The sequence below is a fragment of the Stenotrophomonas sp. SPM genome (assembly GCF_003105135.1).
In the GTDB taxonomy this organism is placed as follows: Bacteria; Pseudomonadota; Gammaproteobacteria; order Xanthomonadales; family Xanthomonadaceae; genus Stenotrophomonas.
In genome coordinates this window covers 13,668-38,891 of sequence record NZ_QETL01000029.1, presented here as the reverse complement: position 1 = coordinate 38,891, position 25,224 = coordinate 13,668, and the positions used below count along the sequence as shown (strand labels likewise).

Below are 25,224 nucleotides of genomic sequence, written 5' to 3'. Positions count from 1 at the left end.
CCGGCTGCCCAGCCCGCGCCGACAGCGCCGGCCGCCAAGCCGGCGGCCCCGCCCAAGCCTGAGGGGAGCCGCCTGGCGCAGCCGCCGCAGGCCTTCCACGCCCCGTTGCAGGGGGACCGCGCATGAGCAGGAAAGTCGACCTCAAGAGCCTGGACTTCAACGACATCGGCAACTGGCCGCGGAACGCGAAGATCGTGTTCTGCACGCTGATCGCCCTGGTCATCATGTTCGTGGCGTACATGCTGCTGATCAGCGGCAAGCGCGAGGAGCTGGAAACCCTGGAAGGCCAGGAAGCCACGCTGCGCGAACAGTTCAGCACCGAGCAGGCACGCGCGGTGAACCTGGAACCGCTCAAGCAGCAGCTGGCACAGATGGAGCAGGTCCTGCAGCAGATGCTGCGGCAGCTGCCCAGCAAGACCGAGATGCCGGACCTGATCATCGACATCTCGCAGACCGCGCTGTCCAGCGGCCTGACCAACCAGCTGTTCGAGCCGGAGCAGGAACAGATCAAGGAGTTCTACGCCGAGAAGCCGATCAAGCTGAAGATGGTGGGCAGCTACCACCAGTTCGGCGCGTTCGTCAGTGGCGTGGCCTCGCTGCCGCGCGTGGTCATCCTGACCATGCACGACATCAACCTGAAGCCGGCCGACAAGACCGGTGGCAGCATCCGCGCCGGCGCGCTGGAGCTGTCCGGTACGGTCAAAACGTACCGGTACCTGGATGAGTCCGAGATCGCAGAGCAACAGGTTGAACCGGGCAAGGAGGCGCAGCCGTGATCCGTTCCTTCATTGCACGGGGTGGCATGGCGATGGCGGTGTTGTTGCTGGCCGGCTGCGGCCGCGGCATCACCAGCACGCCGGGCGACGCCCCCAACCTGGAAAAATGGGTTGAAAGCGAGCGCGCACGACCGGCGCAGCCGCTCGAGCCGCTGCCGGTGATGCAGCAGTTCGAGACCTTCGAGTATTCCGCGCAGGGCATGCGCGATCCGTTCACCGATGCCTGGGCCAATCCGCAGCAGGGGGCTGGTGGAACCCGTCCGGATCCGAACCGGCGCAAGGAGCCGCTTGAAGGCTTCCCGCTGGATGCGCTGGACATGGTGGGTACCATCGGTACCGGAGGCGGCACTGTCGCCCTGGTGATGGGGCCCGACAAGGTGACCTACCGGGTGCGCCCGGGTGGATACCTTGGGCAGAGCGACGGGCGGGTCACCGCGGTCTACGAAGACCGCGTGGAGCTGATCGAACTTGTGCCGGACGGTGCGGGGGGCTGGCTGGAACGTCCGGCCACGCTCGCGCTCGATGATCAATGATCGTTTACTGGGGATAGCACGATGACTTTTCACCAAGCCAAGGGGCTGCGACCCATCCGGCGCTCTACCTTGAACCGCATCAGCGCGCTGGGAGTCGCGCTGATGCTGGCCTGCGCCCCGGCGCTGGCTGCCGCACCGGCCGAAAAGCCGGCAGGCACCGCCGTAGCGACGCAGGCCTCCGCGCCGGCCTCGCTGTCGGTGCAGCGGATCGATTTCAAGCGCGGCGATGACGGCAGTGGCCGCCTGATCGTCCAGTTCGACGGCCAGGGCGCGATCCCTGACCTGCGCACGCAGGACAACAGCGTGGTGGTCGACGTCGGCAATGCCCGACTGCCGGCCAACCTGCAGAAGCCGCTGAACGTCACCGACTTCGCCACGCCGGTGCAGCGCATCGACGCCAAGCCGTCGGGCGCGGGCACCCAGCTGGTGCTGAGCACCGGCGGCGCAGTCGAATCGCTGGCCTACCAGAGCGGCAACGAGTACGTGGTCGAGATCAGTGCCCGCAAGGCACCGGCCGCCGTCGGTGCCGTCACCGCAGGCAGCGTCACCCAGGCTGCCAAGGGCGTGCCGGAGCGTGGCTACAGCGGCAAGCCGGTCACCTTCAACTTCCAGGACGTGCCGGTGCGCACCGTGCTGCAGTTGATTGCGGAAGAGTCGAACCTGAATGTCGTGGCGTCCGATTCGGTGCAGGGCAATGTGACCCTGCGCCTGGTCAACGTGCCGTGGGACCAGGCGCTGGACATCGTGCTGCGCGCCAAGGGCATGGACAAGCGTCGCGACGGCAGCGTGATCTGGGTCGCGCCGCAGGCTGAACTGGCCAAGTTCGAGCAGGAAAAGGAAGACGCACGCATCGCCATCGAGAACCGCGAGGATCTGGTGACCGATTACGTGCAGATCAACTACCACAGCGCCACGCAGATCTTCAAAGCGCTGACCGAGGCCAAGGGCATCGGTGGTGGCGGTGGTGGCAGCGGTGGCGGCTCCAGCTCCAGCCAGGAAGAGAGTGGCTTCCTGTCCTCGCGCGGCCGCATCGTCGCCGACGAGCGCACCAACACCCTGATGATCAGCGACATCCCGAAGAAGATCGCGCGCATGCGTGAGCTGATCAACGTGATCGACCGCCCGGTCGACCAGGTGCTGATCGAGAGCCGCATCGTCATCGCCACCGATACCTTTGCCCGCGAACTGGGTGCCAAGTTCGGCATCAGCGGCAGCCGCGACAATGTGTACTTTGGTGGCAACGTGGATCAGAACCACAGCACCCTCGATTCGCAGGTGACCACCGCCGCCACCAACGCCAACGCGGTGCGCGACTGGATCGCCGGCGGCAGCGTCGGCCCGGCGCCCATCCCGGTTGCGTCGAAGATTGGCAACGGCCTGAACTGGAACCTGCCGGTGGCCTCCACCAGCAACCCCGGTTCGCTGGCACTGTCCATCCTCAACGCGGGTTACCTGCTGGACGTCGAACTGTCGGCCATGCAGGAAGAGTCGCGTGGTGAAGTGATCTCCAACCCGCGCGTGGTGACCACCAACCAGCGCGAGGCCCTGATCAAGCAGGGTAAGGAAATCGGCTACGTGACCATCAGCGGCGGCGGTGCGGCCGGCGGTGCGCAGACCCCGAACGTGCAGTTCAAGGAAGTGGTGCTGGAGCTGAAGGTCACCCCGACCATCACCGACGACAACCGCGTGTTCCTGAACATGGCGGTCAAGAAGGACGAAGTGCAGCGCTACATCACCCTGGCCGGCTACGGTGAAATCCCGGAAATCAACCGCCGCGAGGTCAACACCGCCGTGCTGGTGGAGGACGGCCAGACCGTGGTGATCGGTGGCGTGTACGAGTTCACCGACCGCAGCAGCGTCAGCAAGGTGCCGTTCCTGGGCGATGTGCCGTTCCTGGGCAATCTGTTCAAGAAGCGTGGCCGCAACAAGGACAAGGCCGAACTGCTGGTGTTCGTGACCCCGAAGGTGCTGCGCGTGGCCAAGAAGAGCTGAGCCAGCCCGCACACGCTGTACGAGACGGGGTCGCCATGTGCGGCCCTTTTTCGTGGTGGATCCACGCCATGCGGCGATGGCCATTCATCCGTCCTTGATCCAATCCGCGGACCGGCCTGCGATGATGTGGGGAACCCGTGCCGTTCCGCGCCGGTCAAAGGCCCCCATGAACCTGCCACCGCCGATGCCCGAATCCGCCACGCCGCCGCCCGCGCCGACCACTTCGCAGCTGCATGCCGCCTTTACCGGCCTGCGTGATGCCCTGTCGGCCGAGATCGTCGGCCAGGCCGCGCTGGTCGAGCGCCTGCTGATCGCCCTGCTGGCTGACGGCCACCTGCTGGTCGAAGGCGCCCCCGGCCTGGCCAAGACCACCGCCATCCGCGCGCTGGCCTCACGACTGGAAGCCGATTTCGCCCGCGTCCAGTTCACCCCGGACCTGCTGCCGGCCGACCTGACCGGTACCGAGATCTGGCGCCCGCAGGAAGGTCGCTTTGAATTCGTGCCCGGCCCGATCTTCCACCCGATCCTGCTGGCCGATGAGATCAACCGCGCCCCGGCCAAGGTGCAGTCTGCGCTGCTGGAAGCGATGGGCGAGCGCCAGGTCACCGTCGGTCGCCATACCTATGCGCTGCCGTCGCTGTTCCTGGTAATGGCCACGCAGAACCCGATCGAGCAGGAAGGCACCTTCCCGCTACCGGAAGCGCAGCTGGACCGTTTCCTGATGCATGTGCGCATCGGCTACCCCGACCAGGCCGCCGAAGCGGAGATCCTGCGCCTGGCCCGCGACCGCGCGCGCGGTGCGCTGGACAACGCCGCGCCGGCACCGGAAAAACTGCCGATGCAGGTGGTGTTCGACGCCCGCCGCGAAGTGCTGGACCTGCACATGGCGCCGGCGCTGGAGCGTTACCTGATCGAACTGGTGCTGGCCTCGCGCGATCCGTCGCGCTACGACGCCGGCCTCGGCCGCCGTATCGCCTGGGGCGCGAGCCCGCGCGGCTCGATCGCGCTGGAGCGCTGCGCGCGTGCACGTGCGTGGCTGGCCGGTCGTGACTTCGTTACCCCGGATGACGTGCGTGCCGTGGCCGCCGACGTGCTGCGCCACCGCGTGCTGCCCAGCTATGAAGCGACGGCCGAAGGCTGGGATGGCGAGCGCCTGGTGCAGGAACTGCTGGCCCGCGTGCCGGCGCCCTGAGCCTGCACATGTCCGATTCATCCCCGCCGCACAGCGCCAGCGTGGCCGAAGGCGATGGCCTGCGCCCGCAGCTGGCCGAGCTGGTGGCCCTGCGCCGGTTGGCGCAGCGACCGCCGCCGCCGCGCCGTGGCCGCGTGGGCAATGCCGGCCAGGCACCGTCACCGCTGCGCGGACGCGGCATGGAATATGCCGAGTCGCGCGAATACGTACCCGGCGATGACGCGCGGCACATCGACTGGCGGGTGACCGCGCGCACCGGTCGCGCTCATACCAAGCTGTTCCAGGCCGAGCGCGAACGGGTCAGCCTGATCGTCGCCGACACCTCGCCGGCGCTGTACTTTGGTACGCGCGTGCGCTTCAAATCGGTGCAGGCCGCGCGCGCCGGGGCTGTGGCTGCGTGGTCCGCACAACGTCGTGGCGACCGCATCGGCGCGCTGCGTGGCAGTGACCGTGAGCCGCCGATCGCTCCGGCCGGCGGCCCGCGTGGCGTGCTGCGCGTGCTCGACGCACTGACCCGCTGGTACGCGCAACCGCCCGCCGATGACCTCGGCCTGGAGCGCGCGCTGGACCACGCCGGCCGTGTGCTGCGCCCCGGCGCACGCATGCTGGTACTGGCCGATCCCCAGCAGGCCGTGCGCATCGCACCGGCACGCTGGAGTGCGCTGGCCCAGCACCACGACCTGAGCCTGCTGCTGCTGGTCGACCCGCTGGAACTGCAGCCGCCCTCGGCGCCGCTGCAGTTCCTGGCCGCGCAGCAGCGCATCGGCCTGGATCTGCGCCGCAGCGAAGTGCAGGACCACTGGCGCGCGCACTTCGTTGAGCCGCTGCAGGCCATGCGCCAGCAGCTGGCTGCACGCCGCGTGGATGTACAGATCCTCTCCACCGACGCGCCCAGCGACGCCTGGCTGGCACCTGCACCGACCGAGGTGCCGGCGTGAGCGCGGCCCTGCCGTTGCGCGATGTCGCGCTGCCGCCGTCGCCTTCGTGGTGGCCGCCGGCGCCGGGCTGGCTGATGTTGGCCGGCGCCGTGCTGCTGGTGCTGGGCATCGTGCTCTTCATCCGCGAGCGTCGTCGCCGTCGACGCCAGCGCTGGCTGCAGCAGTTCGACCAGGAACTGCAGGCGGCGCCCACCGCAGCGGCCGAACTGGCCACCATCGCCGGCCTGCTGCGTCGCGCCGCGCGCCTGGCCCAGCCGGGCAGCGAAGCGCTGCATGACCAGGCCTGGTGGCAGCGGATCGACCCGAAGGACGAGCTGGGCGAGCCGCAGCGACGCCTGCTGGCCGAAGGTGCCTACCGGCCGCAGGTGCCGGCGGATGAGGTGGTCGAGGTCCGCCGCTGGGCACGCGAACGTTACCTGCAGCTGCTGCAGGAGCGTCGCCGATGAGCCTGCTGGCAAGTTACTGGCCCTGGCCGGACCTGCAGCTGGCCTGGCCGCTGGCACTGCTGGCGCTGCCCGTGCCGCTGCTGATGCATCTGTGGAAACGCCGGGCCGAACCCGGCGCCGCCCTGCGCGTGCCGTATGCCGCCGCCGAGCTGCTGGCGCTGGCCGGCGGCGGACGCGTCGATGCATCCTGGCTGCGCACGATCATCCTGTGGTTGGCCTGGGCCGCACTGTGCGTGGCGATGGCGCGGCCGCAGCAGCTGGGCGATGCGATCACGCCGCCGCAGGAAGGCCGGCAGATGATGCTGGCGATGGACGTGTCCGGCAGCATGAGCGAGCCGGACATGGTGCTCGGTTCACAGGCGGTGGAGCGATTGACCGCGGCCAAGGCGGTGCTGGCCGACTTCCTCGACCGCCGCGCCGGTGACCGCGTCGGCCTGCTGGTGTTCGGCGATCGTGCCTACACGCTCACCCCGATCACCGCCGACCTGGCCAGCGTGCGCGACCAGCTGCGCGACAGCGTGGTCGGCCTGGCCGGCCGCGAGACCGCCATCGGCGATGCGATCGCGCTGGCGGTCAAGCGCCTGCGCAGCCAGCCGGAGGGGCAGCGCGTGCTGATCCTGCTGACCGACGGCGTCAGCAATGCCGGAGTGCTGGAGCCGCTGCGCGCGGCCGAACTGGCGCGTGCCGAAGGTGTACGCGTGCATACGGTCGCCTTTGGCAGCGATGGCAGCATGCGTCTGTTCGGCATCCCCATCGCCAGTGACCGCGACCCGGTGGATGAAGCCACCCTGCGAAAGATCGCCGAAATGACCGGCGGCCGTTTCTTCCGCGCCCGCGATACCGACGAGCTGGCCGGCATCTACGCCGAGCTGGACCGGTTGGAGCCGATCGCGGCGAAGGGCCCGAGCCTGCGTCCGCGCAATGAACGTTATGCCTGGCCGCTGGGCCTGGCGCTGTTGCTGGGTGCATTGGCATGGCTGTGGCCGGAGCGCCGCCGATGATCGCCACGTTCCTGCAGACATTCCAGGCCGCGCTTCCCGATTGGAGCGCACTGCATTTCCTGCGGCCCGAGTGGCTGTGGGCGCTGCTCGCGCTGCCGCTGATCATCGCCGCCACGTTGTACCGGCAACGTCGCAGTGATGCGTGGCGGCAGGCGGTCGACGCGCATCTGCTGTCGCACCTGCTAGCCGCAGGTGGGCGCCGCCGTGCGCGTCTGCCCTGGGCCATCCTGCTGGGCTGGACGCTGGCCGTGCTGGCCCTGGCCGGCCCGAGCTGGCGCCAGCAGGCGCAGCCGATGTACCAGGCCGGCACGCCGCTGGTGGTGGTGCTGGATCTGTCCAGCCGCATCACCGCCACCGACCTGCCGCCATCGCGGTTGCTGCAGGCACGGGCCAAGATCGGTGCACTGCTGCGTGCGCGGCAGGGCGGCCAGGTCGGTCTCGTGGTGTATGCCGATGATGCCTACACGGTGGCTCCGTTGACCGATGACACTGCCAACGTGGCGCTGTATCTGGATGCGCTGTCGCCGGAGGTGATGCCGCGCGAAGGGCAGCATGCCGACCGCGCCATCGACTGGGCGACCCAGCTGCTGCGCCAGACCGGCACGCTGCGTGGGCGCATCCTGCTGATCAGCGACCAGGCCGATGCCGCTGCCGCGCTCGCCGCGACGCAGGCGCGTAGTCTCGGCCTGCAGGTGTCGGTGCTGGGCCTCGGCACGCCTACCGGTGCCGCTTACCGCGATGGCAGCGGGCAGATCGCCCAGGCGGCGCTGGATGAAGGCAGCCTGCGCACGGTGGCCACCGCCGGTGGCGGCCAGTACGCGCGCATCGCCGCCGATGACCGCGACCTGCGTGCACTGGATGTGCTGGATGCCAGCGATGGCACCGCACGGCAGGGCCGGGGGCAGGGCAGTCAGTGGCAGGATGAAGGCTACTGGCTGCTGCCGCCGCTGATGCTGCTGGCCCTGCTGGCGTTCCGGCGCCGCGCGGTGCTGGCCGCGGTGCTGGCGGTGGGCTTGCTGCCGCTGGCCGGCAACCTGCACGCACAGCCACGCAGTGCGCCGACGAAAGAAACCGGCACGCTCTGGCAGCGCGCCGACCAGCGCGAGCACGAACGCATCGCCGAAGGCGTGCAGGCCTACCGCAACGGTGATTTCGATACCGCGCGCGCACGCTTCGAGGGCATCGACAGTGATGCCGGCCTGTACAACCTCGGCAACGCGCTGGCGCGGCAGGGCGACTACGACGGTGCCATCGCCGCCTACGACTGCGCGCTGGCCAAGCATCCGGGCATGGCCGATGCAGTGGCCAACCGCGCGGTGGTCGATGCCGCGCGCAAGCGCAAGCCGCCGTCGAACAAGGACCAGAACAACCGCTCCAACCAGGACAAGGGCCAGGGCCAGCCGCCGCAGCAGCCGAAGCAGGGGCAGCAGCCAGGTCAACAGGGCCAGCAGGGGCAGCAGGATCAACAGCCGCCGCTGCAGGGCAAGCCCGGCGAAAACAAAGACGGCCAGAATGCCGGTCCGCAGGCCGCCGATGCGCAGGCACAGGCGCAGGCCGACGCCGAGCAGCGCCAGCGCATGCAGCAGGCCATGCAGCAGTCCAGGCCCGGCGAGAAGGGCAAGCCGGCCACGCGCGGCGACGGCCGCACGCCGCAGCAGCGCGAGGAACAGCAGGCAGTGGAGGCGTGGATGCGTCGCGTGCCCGATGACCCGGGCTCGCTGCTGCGGACCAAGTTCCAGCTGGAAAACGAACGCAGAAAGAGGGAAGGGCGATGATCGGCGTGCCGCGCAGGACATTCCAGGTGACGGTGCTGCTGGCGATGCTGCTGGTGTGGCTGCCGTCGGCCGCACTGGCGCAGACGCGCGCGTGGCTCGACCCGGCCAGCACCACCCTCGGTGAGCCGGTCACCCTGCAGGTGGAAACCGACCAGGGCAGTCCGGACTTTGCGCCGTTGAATGCGGACTTCGCGCTCGGCGCGCAGGGCAGCAGCCGCCAGGTGCAGTGGAGCAACGGCAGCATGCAGCAGCGCAACGTGTACTCGGTGACGCTGACCCCGCGCCGCAGCGGCACCCTGCTGGTGCCCTCGCTGCAGGTCGGCAGCCAGCGCACCGAACCGCTGCAGCTGCAGGTGGGCACCGGCACGGTGGCCACCGCACAGAGCAATGCCGCCGCTTTCGTCGAGACTGAAGTGGACGACGCGCAGCCTTACGTGCAGCAGAGCGTGGGCGTGGTGGTGCGCCTGTACTTCGCCTCGCAGCTGGCCTCTGGCGAGCTGGTGCTGGATACGCCGGAAGGTGCCTCGCTGCAGCGGGTGGGCGAGGACCGCACCGACGTGCGCCAGGTCAACGGCCGCCGCTACAACGTGGTGGAGCGCCGCTTCCTGCTGATTCCCGAACGCAGCGGGCCGCTGCGCCTGCCCGGCGCACGCTTCAACGGGCGCACGGCCGGTGGCTTCTTCGATGATTTCTTCGGTGCGGGCGGCGACGGGCGCATGAACGCCGTCGCCCCCGAGCGCACCCTGCAGGTGCGCGCGCAACCGGCGCAGGCACCGCAGCCCTGGATGCCGCTGCACGGCCTGCAGCTGCGCTACACCACGGCGCCGGACAGTGCGCGGGCCGGCGAAGCGGCCACCGTGGTGGTCGAAGCCGTGGCAAACGGTGCGACCCGCGCCCAGTTCACCGATCTGCCGGTGCCCGACGTGGGCGATGCCGGGCAGGTCTTTGCCGAACCGGCCCAGTACGATGAGACCTTCAGCGGCAGCACGCCGCGCTTGAAGATCACCCGGCGCTATTCGATCGTGCCGCGCCAGGCCGGCACGCTGGTGGTGCCGGGGCCGAAGGTGACCTGGTGGAACGTGGACAGCGGCACTGCCGAGCAGGCCACGCTGCCGGATCTGACCCTGACGGTGGCCGCCGGACGCAGTGGTACCCCGGCGCCCCAGCCCCTCGATACACAGGCCGCGCTGCCCGGCGACGACGCGCGGCCGGCCGCACCGACCGCGGTGCCGTTGGGCACGGCCGTTGCGCGCCCGTGGCCCTGGATCTCGGCTGCCATTGGTCTGGCCGTGCTGTGGCTGCTGACCCTGGCCTGGGGCTGGCGCCGTGGCCGTCGCGCACCGTCTGCCGGCGCACCGATCACCACAGGTACCAGCCGCAGCGGCGCATCGCGTGGCAGCGTGGCCGAGCTGCGCCGCGCACTCGACGGCGAGGGATTCGACCAGGTGCAGGCGCAGCTGTGTGCGATGGCCGGGGTTGAACGCCTGGAGCAGGTGATCGAGCGTCTGGCCGATCCGGCCCAGCGCCAGGTGCTGCTGGACCTGCAGGCCGCGCGCTGGGGCGGGCAGGGTGAAGCGTCGGTGCTGCGTGCGCGCCTGCGCGAATGCTTCCGTGACGGACCGCACTGGTCGGCGCCGCAGAAAGCCGTCGACACTGGGCTGGCGCCGCTGTACCCCACGCAGCGACCCTGAACCGGCGGAGCTTGCGCGCTTTGTTAGAGTAGATTCATTTTTCGAGGAATGCCGCGTATGACAGCAGCTGCTGCCGACAAGAAGAAGTTGCCCCTGCACTGGAAGATGGGCATCGGCTTTGCGATCGGCCTGATCCTGGGGTTGACCGTGCATGCCCTGGGCGGCAGCGTCGATGGTCTGCAGGCCGGTGCCAAGTGGGTCATGGACTACATCACCACGCCGGCATCGGGTCTGTTCCTCAACCTGATCTTCATGCTGATCGTGCCGCTGATCTTCTCGGCGCTGATCATGGGCGTGTCCGAGATGGGCGACATCCGCGCCCTCGGCCGTATCGGCTGGAAGACCCTGGCCTACACCATTCTGTTGTCCGGCATTGCCGTGGGCATCGGCCTGGTGCTGGTCAACGTGCTCAAGCCGGGCGCTGGCGTCGACCCGCAGACGGCCGCGCTGATGCTGTCGGAGAACGCCGAGCGCAGCAAGGAGATCGTGGCCGGCATCCATGGCACGCCCAAGGGCATGGACATGCTGCTGTCGATCGTGCCGAGCAACGTGCTGCAGGCCGCGTCGGACAACGGCGCCATCCTGTCGCTGATGTTCTTCGCGCTGATGTTCGGCATCGGCATGGTGCTGACCGACGAAGAGAAGGTCGCCCCGCTGCGTCGCGCCATCGAAGGCGTGTTCGAAATCTCGATGACCCTGATCAACCTGGTCATCCGCCTGGCCCCGTACGCGGTGGCCTGCTTCATGTTCAACCTGGCCGCGCTGTTCGGCTTCGAGCTGATCCTCCGCCTCGGTGCCTATGTGGGCGTGGTGGTGCTGGCGCTGGGCCTGCACATGGTCGTGACCTACGGCGCCGCAGTGTGGCTGTCGGGCCGTTCGCCGCTGTCGTTCTTCCGCGATACCCAGGAAGCGACGGTGATGGCCTTCTCCACCGCCTCCAGCAACGCCACCCTGCCGACCGCGCTGCGCGTGGCCGACCAGATGGGCCTGCCGCAGCGCGTCTCGCGTTTCGTGCTGACCGTGGGCGCCACCGCCAACCAGAACGGCACCGCGCTGTTCGAGGGCGTGACGGTGATCTTCCTGGCCCAGTTCTTCGGCGTGGACCTGTCCATCGGCCAGCAGGTCATGGTGATGGCGGTCTGCATCCTGGGCGGCATCGGTACCGCCGGCGTGCCGTCGGGCTCGCTGCCGGTGGTGGCGATGATCTGCGCGATGGTCGGCGTGAACCCGCTGGGCATCGGCCTGATCCTGGGCGTGAACCACTTCCTGGACATGTGCCGTACCGCGCTGAACGTGACCGGCGACCTGGCCCTGACCACCCTGGTGGCCAAGGGCGAGGCGGCCGACACCCCTGCCGAGGCGGCTGCTGCCGCGGCCCGTCTGGACAACTGATCGGTAGTGCCGGCCGCTGGCCGGCAACACCTGAACGGGGTCGGATCCCTTTCCGCCAGGAAAGGGCTCCGACCCCGTCTCGTTTCCGGGCGACGTTGACCTGACCCTGCCGGGCGTCTGTGGGACAATGGCGCGCCCGCAGTTTCGCGGCCGCCTCCCGATTCCGACAGAACCATGACGCAGCCTACCCGTCGCCAGTTGGCCAACGCCATCCGCTTCCTTGCCGCTGATGCGGTTGAAACCGCAAATTCCGGCCATCCCGGCATGCCCATGGGCATGGCCGATATCGCCGAAGTGCTCTGGAACGACTATCTCCGGCACAACCCGAACAACCCGCAGTGGTTCAACCGTGACCGCTTCGTGCTGTCCAACGGCCACGGCTCGATGCTGCAGTACGCGCTGCTGCACCTGAGCGGCTACGACCTGCCGATCGAGCAGCTCAAGCAGTTCCGCCAGCTGGGCAGCCACACCGCCGGCCACCCGGAGTACCACGAGACCCCGGGCGTGGAAACCACCACCGGCCCGCTGGGCCAGGGTTTCGCCAACGCCGTGGGCTTTGCCCTGGCCGAGAAGCTGCTGGCACAGCGCTTCAACCGCCCGGAGCTGGAAATCGTCGATCACCGTACCTGGGTGTTCATGGGCGATGGCTGCCTGATGGAAGGCGTGTCGCATGAAGCCGCTTCGCTGGCCGGCACCTGGGGCCTGCACAAGCTGGTCTGCTTCTGGGACAACAACCACATCTCCATCGACGGCAACGTCGAGGGCTGGTTCACCGACAACACCCCCGAGCGTTTCGAAGCCTACGGCTGGAACGTGGTGCGCGATGTCGACGGCCATGACCCGGAAAGCATCAAGGCCGGCATCGAGGCCGCGCTGTCGCAGAGCGACAAGCCGACCCTGATCTGCTGCCGCACCACGATCGGCTTCGGTTCGCCGAACAAGGCCGGCAAGGAATCGAGCCACGGCGCCGCGCTGGGCAAGGACGAGCTGGCCGCCACCCGCAAGGCGCTGGACTGGAACTACGGTCCGTTCGAGATTCCGGAAGAGATCTACGCCGGCTGGCGTGCCGGCGGTACCGGTACCCTGCGCCAGGCCGAGTGGGAACAGCAGTTCGACAAGTACGCCGCGCAGTTCCCGGCCGAAGCCGCCGAGCTGACCCGTCGTTCGCATGGCGAGCTGCCGGCCGACTTCGTCGCCCAGGCCGATGCCTACATCGCCAAGGTCGCTGCTGAAGGCGCCACCATCGCCTCGCGCAAGGCCTCGCAGCTGGCCATCGAAGCCTTCGCGCCGCTGCTGCCGGAAATCGTCGGCGGTTCGGCTGACCTGGCGCATTCGAACCTGACCCTGTGGAAGGGCAGCAAGTCGGTGGCCAGCGATGACGCCAACGCCAACTACGTGTACTACGGCGTGCGCGAGTTCGGCATGACCGCCATTGCCAACGGCCTGGCCCTGCACGGTGGTTTCATTCCGTTCGACGCCACCTTCCTGGTGTTCAGCGATTACGCCCGCAACGGCGTGCGCATGAGCGCGCTGATCCCGGCCCACGCCATCCACGTCTACACCCACGACTCGATCGGCCTGGGCGAAGACGGCCCGACCCACCAGCCGGTGGAGCACCTGGCTTCGCTGCGCTACATCCCGAACAACGACGTGTGGCGCCCGTGCGATGCCGTCGAGTCGGCGGTGAGCTGGAAGGCCGCGATCACCCGCCAGGACGGCCCGAGCTGCCTGGTGTTCAGCCGCCAGAACCTGCCGCACCAGCCGCGCAGCGCCGAGCAGATCGCGCAGATCGAGCGCGGTGGCTATGTGCTGGCCGATGCCGCCGGCACCCCGGACGTGATCCTGATCGCCACCGGTTCGGAAGTTTCGCTGGCCACCGAAGCCAAGGCCCAGCTGGACGCCGCCGGCCTGAAGACCCGCGTGGTCTCCATGCCGTCCACCGACGTGTTCCTGCGCCAGGATGCGGCCTACCGTGAATCGGTGCTGCCCAATGCCGTGCGCAAGCGCGTGGCGATCGAAGCCGGCGTCACCGGTTTCTGGCGCCAGTTCGTCGGCCTGGACGGCGCGGTGGTCGGTATCGACACCTTCGGTGCCTCGGCCCCGGCGGACAAGCTGTTCAAGCACTTCGGCATCACCACCGACCACGTGGTGGCAGCCGCCAAGGCGCTGTAAGCAGCCCCGCGAAGCAGGAAAAGGAAAGGCCGGCGCAAGCCGGCCTTTCTCCTTTTCGGGGGACCACTGCCTTTCCCGGAATGATTCATCGGCGAACCGATGATGACGTGTTGGCCTCTTCCGCCTGTACTGCGCTTTCTGCGAAAACCACGACTTTCATGGCATTCGCCGGGCAAGCCCAGTTCGGGTGATGAAGGGACCGTGCACAGGACGCATATCCAAATTGCAGGATGTAAGGTGATGCCTTACAGTTGGCAGGCGTGATCGTCAGCTTCCGGCACAAGGGGCTGAGAGCACTCTACGACCGGGGGTGACGCGTCAGGCGTCTGCGCGGACCACGTCGGCCGCTTGCGACGTCTGCTCCATCAGCTGGATCAAGCCAGTCTCCCCGGCGATATGGGATTACCAGGCAACCGTCTGCACCCATTGCAAGGGAACTACAAAGGCTATTGGTCCGTGAGCGTTTCGGCTAGCTGGCGCCTGGTCTTCCGCTTCCGGGGGCTCGATGTTGAACTGGTCGATTACCTTGATTACCACTAGGAGAACCTGCGATGCCGATGCATGACCCGCCTCATCCGGGGCAGTCGCTGCGCGAGGACATCCTGCCTGCGATCAGCATGTCCATCAGCGCGCTTGCGCAGCACCTGGGGTACTCCCGCGGGCAGCTGTCGACGATCATCAACGGGCATGCGGGGATTTCTGCAGAGCTGGCGTACCGGCTGGAGCTGGCTGGCCTGGGAAACGCACGGATGTGGCTGGCGATGCAGGCAGCCTATGATCTGTGGCAGGCGGAGCATCGGGACCATCCTCCGATCAAGCGCCTGTACCTGGCCGATGCTCTGACCAGCCAGCAGTAGATCCACGCCATGCGTGGATAACCGCTACATCGCGTCGCGCACGCCCATCAGCGCAAACCCCAGCAGGTTCAATCCACGCCATTGCGCCGGGTTGTGCGCGTCGGCGTGGTCCTTGGCCAAGCCGATGCCCCAGATGAAGTCCATCGGGCTGGCTTCGACCAGCACCCAGCCTTCGGTCGAGCGCAGGAACGCACCCAGTTCCGGGTTCTGCGCGAACTTGGCCCTGTTGCCTTCCACGACCAGGTTGTAGCGCGTCTGCATCCAGCGCGCTTCGTCGAAGCCTTCGATCTTGCGGCCGAGCGCCTTGGCCTTGTCCGGCGTGGCGCTGGCGATGATTTTCTCGAGCAGGTCGGTGGCACCGAACAGGCGTGCCTTGCCGGCCATCATGTAGTGCTCGGCGGTGCGGTAGTGCACGCCATCGATGTCGAAGCCGGCGTCATACCACTGGCTGAAGCAGGAGGCGGACACGCCAGTGTGCGGCGGCTGGTGGCCCCAGAAGCAGAGGTAACGCAGGTCTTCGCCTGCAGCCTGGCGCTGCCGCAGGTCATACAGGAAACGGGAATCGTCTTGCATCCCTTAAGGATACCGCGTCAGCGCCGCCGTCCTGGTAGCTGCCAACCTTGGTTGGCACCGCGATCCCCATTCGCCGGGCATGGCCCGGCGCTACCATGGCTTACGCGGTGCGGGCGAGGGCCAGGCGCAGCAGGCGTGCGTTGATGCGCTCGCCGAGATCCTTCGGTGCCTGCAGGCCCATGCGCTGCAGGTACACCGCGTCGCCATCGCCGGCGGGCTGGCGCACCGCGGCCCACAGCGTGCGCAGCGTGGCGCCGCGCGTCTGCGTGTTCGATTTCAGCCAGCCGAGTGCCTTCACCAGCACCTGCTCGATCTCGTTGAAGTCGCTGCCCAGCGGATAATCGGGCAGGGTGCCATCGGCGCGGAACGGTGCCAGCGCCGCCGCCAGCGCCTGCGGTGTGTTGCGCTGTTCGCGCTGCGGGTCGGGATGTCGCCCCGTACGCAGCTTGCGCGATGCATAGGCCTGCTGCAGCAGGCCGGCCTGGAACGGTGCCTCGGTGATCGCGGTCATCGCCTGCACGCAGTCGTCGTCGGTCAACGCGCGCAGGTCGGCAATGCCGTACTCGTTGAGGTAGATGTCACGCAGGTGGCGCGGAATGGTGGTGTGCCCGTAGTTCCAGCGCACGTTCGACGCGCGCTGGCCCTTGTCGTCACGTGCGGCGCGGAACATCAGCACGCTGCGCGCTTCCGGCAGCGCATGCGCCATCGCCACGAAGTTGTATTGCCCGCCCACGCCAGACACCACGCGGCCGTCGTCCAGCGCATCGGACACCGCCGCACCCAGCGCGGTGGCCATCATGCAGGAATTGAAGAAGCGCGCATGGCGGCGCTGCAGGCGCTCCAGCGTCTCGTTGCCACCATACAGCTGGTTGATCTCGCTGATGCGGCGCATGCCGATGGCGCTGCGCTCGTCGTCGGGAAGGGTGCGCAGCCATTCGTAGAACTCGGGCGAACCCAGGTAGAACGCGCCGTGAAGGTACTCGCCTTCGGCCTCCAGCGTGGCGTGGTCAATGGACAGCGTGCTGCCGTTCTCGATGCGCTGCATCAGCGCCAGATCGTCGTGCACCTTGCGCCGGATCACACCGGTCTGTACCAGCCGGCGGAAGCCTTCGTTGAGCATTTCGCTGCAGCCGTACAGGCCGACTTCGAACGGATCGAGGCCGCCGATCTCCTCCACCAGGGGATGGCTGGCCAGCTGCGGATCCAGCGCATTCAAGACGCGGCGATAGCGCGCGTTGTCGGTATGGCGCAGCACCAGCGCATGGCTGAGGGCATCGGCCAGCGTACCGATTCCGATCTGCAGCGTGCCGCCGTCGCGCACCAGGGTGCTGGCGTACAGGCCGATGGCGTAGTCCGCATCGGCCACCGGCTGCCGCGGCAGCCCGAACAGCGCCGGGTACGGCGGCGGCGGGGTGATGACCAGATCGAAGAAGGACACATCCACCGTGGCCGTGCCGCCCAGGTAGGGCAGCTGCGTATCGATCTCGGCCACCAGCAGCGGGCGCGGCAGGCCTCGCGCGGCCATCGCATCCAGGGTGTCCTGGGTGATGTCGTTGTTGCACGACAACGAGAGCCGGCGGTCGTCCGGGCGCATCGCTACTTTCTGCACGATCACCTGCGGCGCGCGCTGCGCGACGGCGTCGGCGGCGTGGGTGTAATTCAGGCTGGTATAGCTGGATTGCGCCTGCCGCGAACCGAGCAGCGCGCCGGACTGCATGTAGAACTCCTCCACCTCCACATGCGGCGGCAGCGCATCGCGGGCGATGGCATCGGCGTAGGCCAGGCGCGGGAAATCCTCGCCGAAATGGCGCTGCACGAACGGCGCCATGAACCGCGCTTCCAGGCCATCACCACGCGCCTGCGGCGGGTTCAGCGACAGCGCCGTGTACAGCTGCAACGGCCGCGATGGATCCCCTTCCACCCGCGAATACAGCGCATTGAGCAGCCGGTGCGGCTTGCCCAGTGCCAGCGGAGCGCCCACCCGCAGCGGCCCTTCCACGCGCGCGAACAGCCAGTCAACGGCGGCGTCCAGGTCGGTCAGGTGTTCGGTCATGCGTGGCGGTCCTGCGGCGGGGGGAGTGCTGGCATTACAGCATGTCGGGCTTGAACCGCCGTCGACGCGAGATTTCCTGCCCTGAAACCATGAACCGGCCATCGCCGCGATAGTGGAAGCTGCGCGGCAGTTTCGGCCGCGGCGCGACGTGGGCGCGCACGATTTCCCAGATGAAAAGGTTGTTGGCCTCGACCTGGCTATCGTCGTGCAGGCGGCATTCGAAGCTGGAATGGCACTGGCCGACCAGCGGCGCGAGCACGTCGCGGGCCGGCACCGCATCCAGGCCGAACCGCGCGAACTTGTCCACCTCGCGGCCGCTGCAGTTGCCGATGTCCACCACGGTGTCCAGCAGCTCCACGCCCGGTACGTTGATCACGCACTGCCGGCTGTCGCGGGCCAGGGCGAAGCTGTGGTTCTCGTTCCAGATGTAGGTGGCCAGCAGCGAGGGCGAGAAGCCCATCACCATGTGCCAGCCCAGCGTCATCAGGTTGCGCTGGCCGTGGGCCGCCGTGCTGACCAGCACGATGGGGCCGGGTTCCAGGAATCGCCGGGCCTGTTCCACCGGGAAGTCCAGTTTGCGCAGCGGCTTCATGCAGGTTCCGTGGGCGGAAGGGTCGATGCTGGGGCAGGTGCGATGAACCTCCGGTCGAGGGCTTGACACTGGATTCGATTACGCGCGTAATCGGTCTATCGATTACGGACGTAAACCATGATCCCGATCAGCGAAGCAGAAGCCGTCGTGATGGAGGTGCTCTGGCAACAGGCACCGCGCAGCGCCGAAGAGGTGGTAGCCGCGCTGGCCCACCGCGAATGGGCCGAGCCAACCATCAAGACCCTGCTCAACCGCCTGCTGACCAAGGGCGCGATCGCCGCCGAGCGCGATGGCCGCCGCTACCTCTACCAGCCGCTGCTGCAGCGCCAGGCCTGGGTGGAAACACAGAGCCAGGATTTCATCGGTCGCGTGTTCGATGGCCGGGTGGCGCCGCTGGTGGCGCATTTCAGCGAGCGCGGCCAGCTGAGTGCGCAGGACATTGCCGAACTGAAGAAGCTGATCCAGGAGATGGACGATGAATGAGCTGCTCGATGGACTGTGGCAGGCCAGCCTGTGGCTGGCGCTGGGCGTGGTGCTGCTGGTGGCCGTGCGGCCACTGCTGGTGAAGCTGGGCGGCGCAGAGCTGGCCTACCGCAGCTGGTGGCTGCTGCCGCTGCTGCTGGTGGCCCTGCTGCTGCCCCTGCCGGCGTTGCGGGCATTGCCGGTGCTGCAGCATGTGCCGACGCTGCCGCTGAAGGTGGTGCCCGGTGCGGTCGAGGGCGCCGCCGCGCAGCTGCCAATGTGGCCGTGGCTGCTGGCCGTGGCCTGGGGGCTGGGTGCCGGCCTGCACCTGGCGCGCGAACTGCGCGCTCAACGGCGCTTCGAGCGCGGGCTGGGCACGCTGAAGGCACGGGGCGATGGCAGCTGGCAGGCCAGCGCCGACCCCGGCCTGCCCGCGCTGGTCGGCCTGTGGCAGCCGCGCATCGTGGTCGGCCCGCACTTCGACCAGCAGTTCGATGCCGAAGAACAGGCGCTGATCCTGCGCCACGAACGCAGCCACCGCCGCAATGGCGACCACTGGGCCAATGGCGCCCTGCTGCTGGCACGGTCGGTGTTCTGGTTCCACCCGTTGTTGCCCTGGGCTGCGCGCCGCTTCCTGCGCGACCAGGAACTGGCCTGCGATGCGCGCACCGTTGCCGCGCAGCCGACGCAGCGCCGTCTTTATGCCAGCACGCTGTTGAAGGCGCAGCTGGTCCACCCGGTTGCACCGATGGCATGTCATTGGCGCAGCCAACCCGTGTTGAAGGAGCGTATCGCCATGTTGAAGCAGTCGCAGCGGAAGGCATTGCCGAAGGTGTCCGGCCAGGTGTTGCTGATGGGGTTGTGCATGGGTGTTGCTGCGTTGGCCTGGGCCAGCCAGGGCGCGGTGAAGGGCACGCCGTCGGTCAGCGCCGAACCGTTCCAGCACGCCGCGGCGGATGCCGCCAAGGCCGGCCTGGACAGCCCGATCCAGGCCCAGAAGATGTCACCGCCGAGCTATCCGGCCGAGGCTTTCGAGAAGGGCCTGACCGGTGTGGTGAACCTGATCGTGTCCGTCGATGCCAAGGGCATCGTCACCGACGTGAAGGTGGAAAGTGCGACCAACCCCGGAGTATTCGAAGCTGCCTCGATCGCAGCGGCGCGTAAGTGGACCTACACGCCGGCGATGAAGAACGGCAAGGCGGTGGCCGGCAAGCTGCGTATCCCGATCACCTACGCCATGGACAACACCGAGGCTGCCGGCGGCCAGGCGCAGTGAAGGCAGCGATGAAGGGCGCACCGCTGTGTTTTGCAGCGGTGCTGCTGGCCGGCTGTGCCAGCCATGAGCGGCTGACCACGGTCGACACCCGCAGCGAGAACGTCGGCCACCAGCGCCTGCAGCCCGATGCCGGCGGTGGTGCCGGGCAGATCCAGCCGTATACGCTGGCCGCCAGCGAGGGCTACCGGATGCCGCAGCTGTACGCGGCACCGGACCCGGTGGTGGGCGAGAGCGATCCACGCACCTCGCTGCCACCCACCACGGTCTGCCTGCAGGTGGTGGTGGACGCACGGGAGCTGGTTGAACGCAGCCAGCCGCTGACCGACCGCAGTGAATGCAGCGCAGGGGCGGCGGCAGAGAACGGGCCGCTGCTGCAGGCCGCACAGGACGCGGTCGCGCAGTGGAAGTACTCGTCAGCGGCGATCTGCCGTTTCGCGCCGGGGAAAGCGCCCAAGGACCGCAGCGACTGCCAGGGCGCCGACAGCATCGAACCGGTGGCGGTCACCCTGCAGTACGCCTTCACTTTCGAGATCGTGAAGGGCCAGCACGTGGTACGCACGCAGGGCAGGTAAGGGGTAGCGCCGGGCCACGCCCGGCGGTTTTCCACGGCTGTCGTCAGGCGCCGCCAACGATGTTGGCCTTCACCGCCGGCTGCATCAGCTTCGGCTCGGCGAGGGTCGCATCACGCGCCTCGCGCACGCTGACGAACGCCGCTTCATCCACGCCGTCGTGCACATGGATGTTGTGCGCGCGCTGTTCGCCGATGGTGGTTTCGTTGGCGAACGCGCGTCCGCCCGGGCCGTAGTCGTGGCACACGAACACGCGGGTGGCATCGGGCAGGGCGAGCAGGCGCCGGATCGAGCGGTACAGCTGCGCGGCACCACCGCCGGGGAAATCGCAGCGGGCGGTGCCGCCATCAGGCATGAACAGCGAATCGCCGGTGAAGACCGCATCGTCGATCAGGTAGGCGATGCTGTCGCTGGTATGGCCGGGCACGGCGATGATGCGGCCCTGCAGCTGGCCCAGCGCGAAGGCCTCGCCATCGGCGAACAGATGGTCGAAATACGCATCCTGCGCCGCCAGCTGCAGGCCGTAGCGCGGCGCGAAGGTTGCCTGCACCGCGCGGATGCCTTCGCCGATGGCCAGGGTCGCCTGCGGGAAGCGTTGCTTCAGCCGTCGCCCGGCCGACACATGGTCTGCATGGGCGTGGGTTTCCAGCAGCCAGCGCACCTGCAGGCCCTGCTCTTCGATGGCGTCCAGCAGCGGGCGCACCGGCGCGTCGCTGCTGGCATCGGTGTCCGGGTCGTAATCCAGGACCGGATCGATCAACGCGGCCTCCCTGCTGGCCGGGTCGACGACCAGGTAGCTGAAGGTGTTGCTGTCGGGGTGGAAGAAGGATTGGACCTGGACCGCCATCGGAACCTCCTCAGCGCGTGCCGAGCACGCGGTTCAGCAGCTGCGCGAGATTTTCGCCGGCCAGCCGCAGCTGTGCTTCGGCCACCGGGCGATAGCGCTCGGTGTATCCATCGCCGATCTTGTGCGTGGCCGGGTACACGCCCGGCTGCACCGAGATGCGGCAGCTGGCTTCGGCCCAGCGCTGCGGGTCGCGCTGCGGGTTGGACTGGCGCGCCAGCTTCGGTGTCGGCAACGCACGCAGCACCGGCAGGTAGCCGGCGTCATCCAGTTTGCGGGTGTTGAGCATGCCGCTGTCCCACAGCGAATGCAGGTTGGTACCGCGGTTGCCGAACTGCAGCTGGAAATCGTTGCCGCCCTTGTCGTGGCCGTAGCCTGCGTGCATCGGCTGGTGCACGTCTCCGACCATGTGCACGACGAACTTCAGTGCCTGCAGGCGCTCGCCGTCGGTCAGGCTGTGGTCGCCGAGGATGGCGCTCTGCGCCTTCAGTGCCTCGACGATGCAGTTGCCGTTCCTGCAGTGCTTGGCCGGCTCGTACTGGCAGCCGTCCTCGGCGATGTTGACGTAGTGCCAGCCGGCGGAGCGACGGCCCAGGCCGGGGTCCTTGGCACGCAGCTGGTCGGCCCACGGCGCGATGCTGGCCAGGGTGGCGCCGGGCTCGGCGGCCAGCAGGCGGTCGACTTCGGCACGTGCGGCTGGGTTGAGACGGGTGTCGGCCACTTCGGCCACCAGGCGATGGCCTTGCGCGCCCCAGGCATGGGCGGGGGCGGACAGAGTCAGCAGGGCCGGCGCGAGGGCGGCAGCGAGGATCAGGGAGTGCAGGGCTTTCATGCGCCCATTCTAGCGGGGGGCGCAGGGACTGGATTGACGGGATGGGGCCAGTCGCCATCCGGTGTTGACAGTGGAAGGGGTAGGGTGGGGCCCGATTGAGGGGAGGGATGGATGATCATTGAAAACAGCCGCGCCGAAGCGGCTGCCAACGCCGATCAGGACTTTGCCCACAGCTTCAACGCCCAAGTCCTGTGGCGCATGCGCTGCGCCTGCATCCTGGCGGCGTTGCTGGCGCTGGTCTTTGCCGTGCTGGACCGAGGCTGGCTTCCGCCCGACGTGAACGCGGCCGTGTTCCGTTGGCGCGCCGGGCTGCTGCTTCCGGCGCTGCTGATCGGGGTGATGCTGACCTTCGTGCCGGTCTTCCGCCGTCGTCTGCAGACGCTGGGGGCCTGCGTCGTGCTGGTGGCAGGCCTGGCGCTGGTCATGATGGTCTGGACCGCACATCGCGCGGGGGTGAACTACCCCTATGAAGGGATCAGCCTGTTCCTGCTGTTGAACTATTTCCTGTGCGGCCTGCGCTTCGCGGTCGCGGCGGTGGCTGGCTCCGTGGTCAGCGCGGCCTTCGCCCTGGCCGAGTTCAGCCTGGGCTGGCAAGGCGCGCTGCAGGGGGTGATGTTCGTGCTTGCCAGCAACACGGCGGGCATCGTGGGCAGCTACATTTCCGAACGGCAGGCGCGGGCCACCTGGCGGGCCGAGCGTCAGTTGGATGCCATGGCCAACCATGACGCGCTGACCGGGCTGCTCAATCGCCGGGCCTTTGCCCGCCGCGCCCGAGAGATCTTCCAGGGCTCTCTGAAAACGCCCCACGCACCCGGCGCCCTGCGGATCGCGATGATCGATATCGACTATTTCAAGCGTTACAACGATCACCACGGTCATCCGGCGGGCGACACGGTCCTGCATGCGGTGGCGCTCACCCTGGCTGCGCAGCTGCAGGGCACCGGCTCATTGGTGGCCCGTTATGGCGGCGAGGAATTCGTGGCGCTGGGTTACTGGACGCCGGGTGCACCGGAAACGGCGCCGTTCGAGCAGATGCGGCAGCAGGTGCAGGCGCTGGAGATCCCGCACGTGGCTTCGGATGCGGCGCCCATGGTGAGTGTAAGCATCGGCGTAGCACGCTGGCATGAGGACGGCGGCGACACGCTGGAGCAGGCGTTGCAGCGTGCCGACAAGGCCTTGTACCGGGCGAAGGCAGCCGGCCGCAACCGGGTGGAAATGGCCGCAGACCCGTAGATCCACGCCATGCGTGGACGCTTTCAATGACCGCAGCGAGGCAGAAAAAAGCCCCGGCACACACACCGGGGCAACATGCTGCGAGGGTTCCGGGTGTCTTAGAACTTGAAAACGTAGGACACGCCATAAGCGAGCGGATCGATGTTCACCGTGCCGATCTTCTCGCCATTGAGCTTCACCTTGCTGTCGATGTCGATCCAGCGCAGGTCCACGCGCAGCGCACCCTTCTCGCCGATGGCAAAGTCCACGCCGGCATGCGCGGCCAGGCCCCAGGAGTCTTCAAGCTTCAGCTTGCTGCCGGCCAGCGCGCCAGTGGTGTCTTCGCTGAAGAAGGTCGTGTAGTTCAGGCCCGCGCCGAGGAACGGCGAAACCTTGCCCGCGCTGTTGAAGTGGTACTGCAGGCTGACCACCGGCGGCAGGTGCTTGGTGCTGCCCACGCGGCCCAGACCGTTGATGTTGATGTCGTGCTTGAACGGCAGGGCCGCCAGCACTTCAATGCCCAGGTTGTCGGCAAGGAAATATTCGCCGGTGATGGTCGGCTTGATGTCACTGTCGACGTCCACCTTCAGGGTGCCACCGGCCAGCGAGCCGTTGTTCGACTTCGGCGCGACCTGGTGGACGCCGGCCGAGACGGTCCAGTCGCCCTTGGACTGGGCCATGGCCGGGGCGGCGGCCAGCGAGATGGCGGCGGCCAGGCTGGCCAGGATCAGGGGGGAGGTCTTGCGCATGGGGGTTTTCTCGTTGCGGGATGGATGTGGCCAGTCTCGGCCTCACGCCGCGCTAACGCTTTGATCCGGATCAAATCCCCGCGCCGGGGCCTGCCAGCCGGGCATCTGGCCCGCGGTGGTCAGCCCCGGTTTGCTAGACTTGTGGGCCCTATCCATCCCGCCGCACCTGTCGCGGCCGCAGGAGCTTCTGAACATGGCAATCAAGGTTGGTATCAACGGTTTCGGTCGCATCGGACGCAACGTCCTGCGCTCGGCGGTGCTGAACTTCGGCGATGACATCGAAATCGTGGCCATCAACGATCTGCTGGAGCCGGACTACCTGGCGTACATGCTGAAGTACGACTCCGTGCATGGCCGCTTCAAGGCCGACGTGGCCGTGCAGGGCAACGACCTGCTGGTCAACGGCAAGAAGATCCGCCTGACCCAGGAACGCGACCCGGCCAACCTGAAGTGGGACGAAGTCGGCGCCGACGTCGTGCTGGAAGCCACCGGCCTGTTCCTGACCAAGGAAACCGCGCAGAAGCACATCGACGCGGGCGCCAAGAAGGTCATCCTGTCGGCCCCGTCGAAGGACGACACGCCGATGTTCGTGTTCGGCGTGAACGACAAGACCTACGCTGGCCAGGCGATCATCTCCAACGCCTCGTGCACCACCAACTGCCTGGCCCCGCTGGCCAAGGTCATCAACGACAAGTGGGGCATCAAGCGCGGCCTGATGACCACCGTGCACGCGGCCACCGCCACCCAGAAGACCGTCGATGGCCCGTCCAACAAGGATTGGCGGGGCGGCCGTGGCATCCTCGAGAACATCATTCCGTCGGCCACCGGCGCAGCCAAGGCTGTCGGCGTGGTCATCCCGGAACTGAACAAGAAGCTGACCGGCATGAGCTTCCGCGTCCCGACCTCGGACGTGTCGGTGGTCGACCTGACCGTCGAACTGGAAAAGGAAGCCACCTACGCCGAGATCTGCGCCGAAGTGAAGGCACAGAGCGAAGGCGCGCTGAAGGGCATCCTGGGCTACACCGAAGACAAGGTCGTGGCCACCGATTTCGTCGGTGAAACCCATACCTCCGTGTTCGATGCCGACGCCGGTATCGCCCTGGACGGCACCTTCGTCAAGCTCGTGTCGTGGTACGACAACGAGTGGGGCTACTCGAACAAGTGCCTGGAAATGGCCAAGGTCGTCGCGGCCAAGTAAGGCCTGCGAAGATCCGCGCACGAACCCCGGCCTGGCCGGGGTTCGTCGTATATGGGCCCGGCTGACGTAGCATGGGCCACGGACCGCTGCCGCTGGGGC

At 67.9% G+C, this 25,224-nt stretch carries 24 protein-coding genes; 18 read left to right on the top strand and 6 right to left on the bottom strand.

All coding sequences use genetic code 11. The features are described 5' to 3' along the window. The first annotated feature begins 122 nt into the window (after positions 1-122). From pilO to DCO49_RS08820, 13 genes are all read left to right on the top strand, one after another. Complete coding sequence (gene pilO / locus DCO49_RS08880; protein WP_116863731.1) at positions 123-776, top strand: type 4a pilus biogenesis protein PilO; 654 nt, start codon at positions 123-125, stop codon at positions 774-776. Next, the gene (locus DCO49_RS08875; protein WP_174213516.1) at positions 773-1,309 is read left to right on the top strand and encodes a pilus assembly protein PilP; all 537 of its coding nucleotides are present in this window, start codon (positions 773-775) and stop codon (positions 1,307-1,309) included. Before pilO ends, DCO49_RS08875 begins: the two co-directional genes overlap by 4 nt. A gap of 21 nt (positions 1,310-1,330) precedes the next feature. Next, complete coding sequence (locus tag DCO49_RS08870) at positions 1,331-3,301, top strand: type IV pilus secretin PilQ family protein (protein ID WP_116863730.1); 1,971 nt, start codon at positions 1,331-1,333, stop codon at positions 3,299-3,301. 166 nt (positions 3,302-3,467) lie between these two features. Next, positions 3,468-4,493: a MoxR family ATPase gene (locus tag DCO49_RS08865; protein ID WP_108769844.1), complete on the top strand. Its 1,026-nt coding sequence runs from the start codon at positions 3,468-3,470 to the stop codon at positions 4,491-4,493. 8 nt (positions 4,494-4,501) lie between these two features. Then, positions 4,502-5,431 (top strand): DUF58 domain-containing protein, encoded by a 930-nt coding sequence (locus DCO49_RS08860; protein ID WP_116863729.1) that lies wholly within the window; start codon positions 4,502-4,504, stop codon positions 5,429-5,431. After that, the gene (locus DCO49_RS08855) at positions 5,428-5,877 is read left to right on the top strand and encodes a DUF4381 family protein (protein WP_116863728.1); all 450 of its coding nucleotides are present in this window, start codon (positions 5,428-5,430) and stop codon (positions 5,875-5,877) included. Before DCO49_RS08860 ends, DCO49_RS08855 begins: the two co-directional genes overlap by 4 nt. Next, entirely contained in the window at positions 5,874-6,878 is a 1,005-nt protein-coding gene (locus DCO49_RS08850; RefSeq protein ID WP_116863727.1) for a VWA domain-containing protein, read from the top strand. Before DCO49_RS08855 ends, DCO49_RS08850 begins: the two co-directional genes overlap by 4 nt. Continuing rightward, positions 6,875-8,653, top strand: a complete 1,779-nt coding sequence (locus DCO49_RS08845) for a VWA domain-containing protein (protein ID WP_243402698.1) — start codon at positions 6,875-6,877, stop codon at positions 8,651-8,653. The genes DCO49_RS08850 and DCO49_RS08845 overlap by 4 nt, the downstream gene beginning before the upstream one ends. Next, complete coding sequence (locus tag DCO49_RS08840; RefSeq protein ID WP_116863725.1) at positions 8,650-10,344, top strand: BatD family protein; 1,695 nt, start codon at positions 8,650-8,652, stop codon at positions 10,342-10,344. Before DCO49_RS08845 ends, DCO49_RS08840 begins: the two co-directional genes overlap by 4 nt. A gap of 57 nt (positions 10,345-10,401) precedes the next feature. Beyond that, positions 10,402-11,736 carry a dicarboxylate/amino acid:cation symporter gene (locus tag DCO49_RS08835; RefSeq protein ID WP_116863724.1) on the top strand — a complete coding sequence of 445 codons (1,335 nt, stop codon included), beginning with the start codon at positions 10,402-10,404 and terminating at the stop codon, positions 11,734-11,736. A 174-nt stretch (positions 11,737-11,910) separates the two neighbouring features. Further along, the gene (tkt, locus tag DCO49_RS08830; RefSeq protein ID WP_116863723.1) at positions 11,911-13,908 is read left to right on the top strand and encodes a transketolase; all 1,998 of its coding nucleotides are present in this window, start codon (positions 11,911-11,913) and stop codon (positions 13,906-13,908) included. Positions 13,909-14,256: 348 nt separating this feature from the next. Beyond that, positions 14,257-14,448 (top strand): type II toxin-antitoxin system RelE/ParE family toxin, encoded by a 192-nt coding sequence (locus tag DCO49_RS08825; protein WP_243402697.1) that lies wholly within the window; start codon positions 14,257-14,259, stop codon positions 14,446-14,448. Positions 14,449-14,459: 11 nt separating this feature from the next. Then, complete coding sequence (locus DCO49_RS08820) at positions 14,460-14,765, top strand: HigA family addiction module antitoxin (RefSeq protein ID WP_116863722.1); 306 nt, start codon at positions 14,460-14,462, stop codon at positions 14,763-14,765. A gap of 24 nt (positions 14,766-14,789) precedes the next feature. Here the strand turns inward: DCO49_RS08820 and DCO49_RS08815 are convergent, their stop codons facing one another. The 3 genes from DCO49_RS08815 to DCO49_RS08805 all read right to left on the bottom strand — a co-directional run bounded on the left by DCO49_RS08815 (position 14,790) and on the right by DCO49_RS08805 (position 17,983). After that, complete coding sequence (locus DCO49_RS08815) at positions 14,790-15,338, bottom strand: NADAR family protein (protein WP_116863721.1); 549 nt, start codon at positions 15,336-15,338, stop codon at positions 14,790-14,792. Between the two features lie 100 nt (positions 15,339-15,438). Next, on the bottom strand, positions 15,439-17,391 hold the full coding sequence (locus tag DCO49_RS08810) for an acetyl-CoA hydrolase/transferase C-terminal domain-containing protein (protein WP_116863720.1): 1,953 nt from the start codon (positions 17,389-17,391) through the stop codon (positions 15,439-15,441). A gap of 34 nt (positions 17,392-17,425) precedes the next feature. Beyond that, the gene (locus tag DCO49_RS08805) at positions 17,426-17,983 is read right to left on the bottom strand and encodes a flavin reductase family protein (RefSeq protein WP_116863719.1); all 558 of its coding nucleotides are present in this window, start codon (positions 17,981-17,983) and stop codon (positions 17,426-17,428) included. 117 nt (positions 17,984-18,100) lie between these two features. Here DCO49_RS08805 and DCO49_RS08800 point away from each other — a divergent pair, with 117 nt between their 5' ends. From DCO49_RS08800 to DCO49_RS08790, 3 genes are read left to right on the top strand one after another with little or no spacing between them, the layout of a single operon-like run. Continuing rightward, positions 18,101-18,466 carry a BlaI/MecI/CopY family transcriptional regulator gene (locus tag DCO49_RS08800; RefSeq protein ID WP_116863718.1) on the top strand — a complete coding sequence of 122 codons (366 nt, stop codon included), beginning with the start codon at positions 18,101-18,103 and terminating at the stop codon, positions 18,464-18,466. After that, entirely contained in the window at positions 18,459-19,721 is a 1,263-nt protein-coding gene (locus tag DCO49_RS08795) for a TonB family protein (protein ID WP_116863717.1), read from the top strand. Before DCO49_RS08800 ends, DCO49_RS08795 begins: the two co-directional genes overlap by 8 nt. 8 nt (positions 19,722-19,729) lie before the next feature. Then, positions 19,730-20,293, top strand: a complete 564-nt coding sequence (locus tag DCO49_RS08790; protein WP_116863716.1) for a hypothetical protein — start codon at positions 19,730-19,732, stop codon at positions 20,291-20,293. Between the two features lie 43 nt (positions 20,294-20,336). Here DCO49_RS08790 and DCO49_RS08785 read toward each other — a convergent pair whose 3' ends face one another. Together DCO49_RS08785 and DCO49_RS08780 are read right to left on the bottom strand one after the other, a co-directional pair. Next, on the bottom strand, positions 20,337-21,137 hold the full coding sequence (locus DCO49_RS08785; protein ID WP_116863715.1) for an MBL fold metallo-hydrolase: 801 nt from the start codon (positions 21,135-21,137) through the stop codon (positions 20,337-20,339). A 10-nt stretch (positions 21,138-21,147) separates the two neighbouring features. Next, on the bottom strand, positions 21,148-21,966 hold the full coding sequence (locus DCO49_RS08780) for a S1/P1 nuclease (protein ID WP_116863714.1): 819 nt from the start codon (positions 21,964-21,966) through the stop codon (positions 21,148-21,150). 111 nt (positions 21,967-22,077) lie between these two features. Here DCO49_RS08780 and DCO49_RS08775 point away from each other — a divergent pair, with 111 nt between their 5' ends. Further along, on the top strand, positions 22,078-23,199 hold the full coding sequence (locus DCO49_RS08775; RefSeq protein WP_116863713.1) for a diguanylate cyclase: 1,122 nt from the start codon (positions 22,078-22,080) through the stop codon (positions 23,197-23,199). A gap of 98 nt (positions 23,200-23,297) precedes the next feature. Here the strand turns inward: DCO49_RS08775 and DCO49_RS08770 are convergent, their stop codons facing one another. Continuing rightward, positions 23,298-23,927, bottom strand: a complete 630-nt coding sequence (locus DCO49_RS08770; protein WP_116863712.1) for an OmpW family outer membrane protein — start codon at positions 23,925-23,927, stop codon at positions 23,298-23,300. A gap of 193 nt (positions 23,928-24,120) precedes the next feature. On the opposite strand from DCO49_RS08770, the gene gap reads away from it, so the two are divergent. Continuing rightward, positions 24,121-25,125, top strand: a complete 1,005-nt coding sequence (gap, locus tag DCO49_RS08765) for a type I glyceraldehyde-3-phosphate dehydrogenase (RefSeq protein WP_116863711.1) — start codon at positions 24,121-24,123, stop codon at positions 25,123-25,125. Positions 25,126-25,224: the final 99 nt, after the last annotated feature.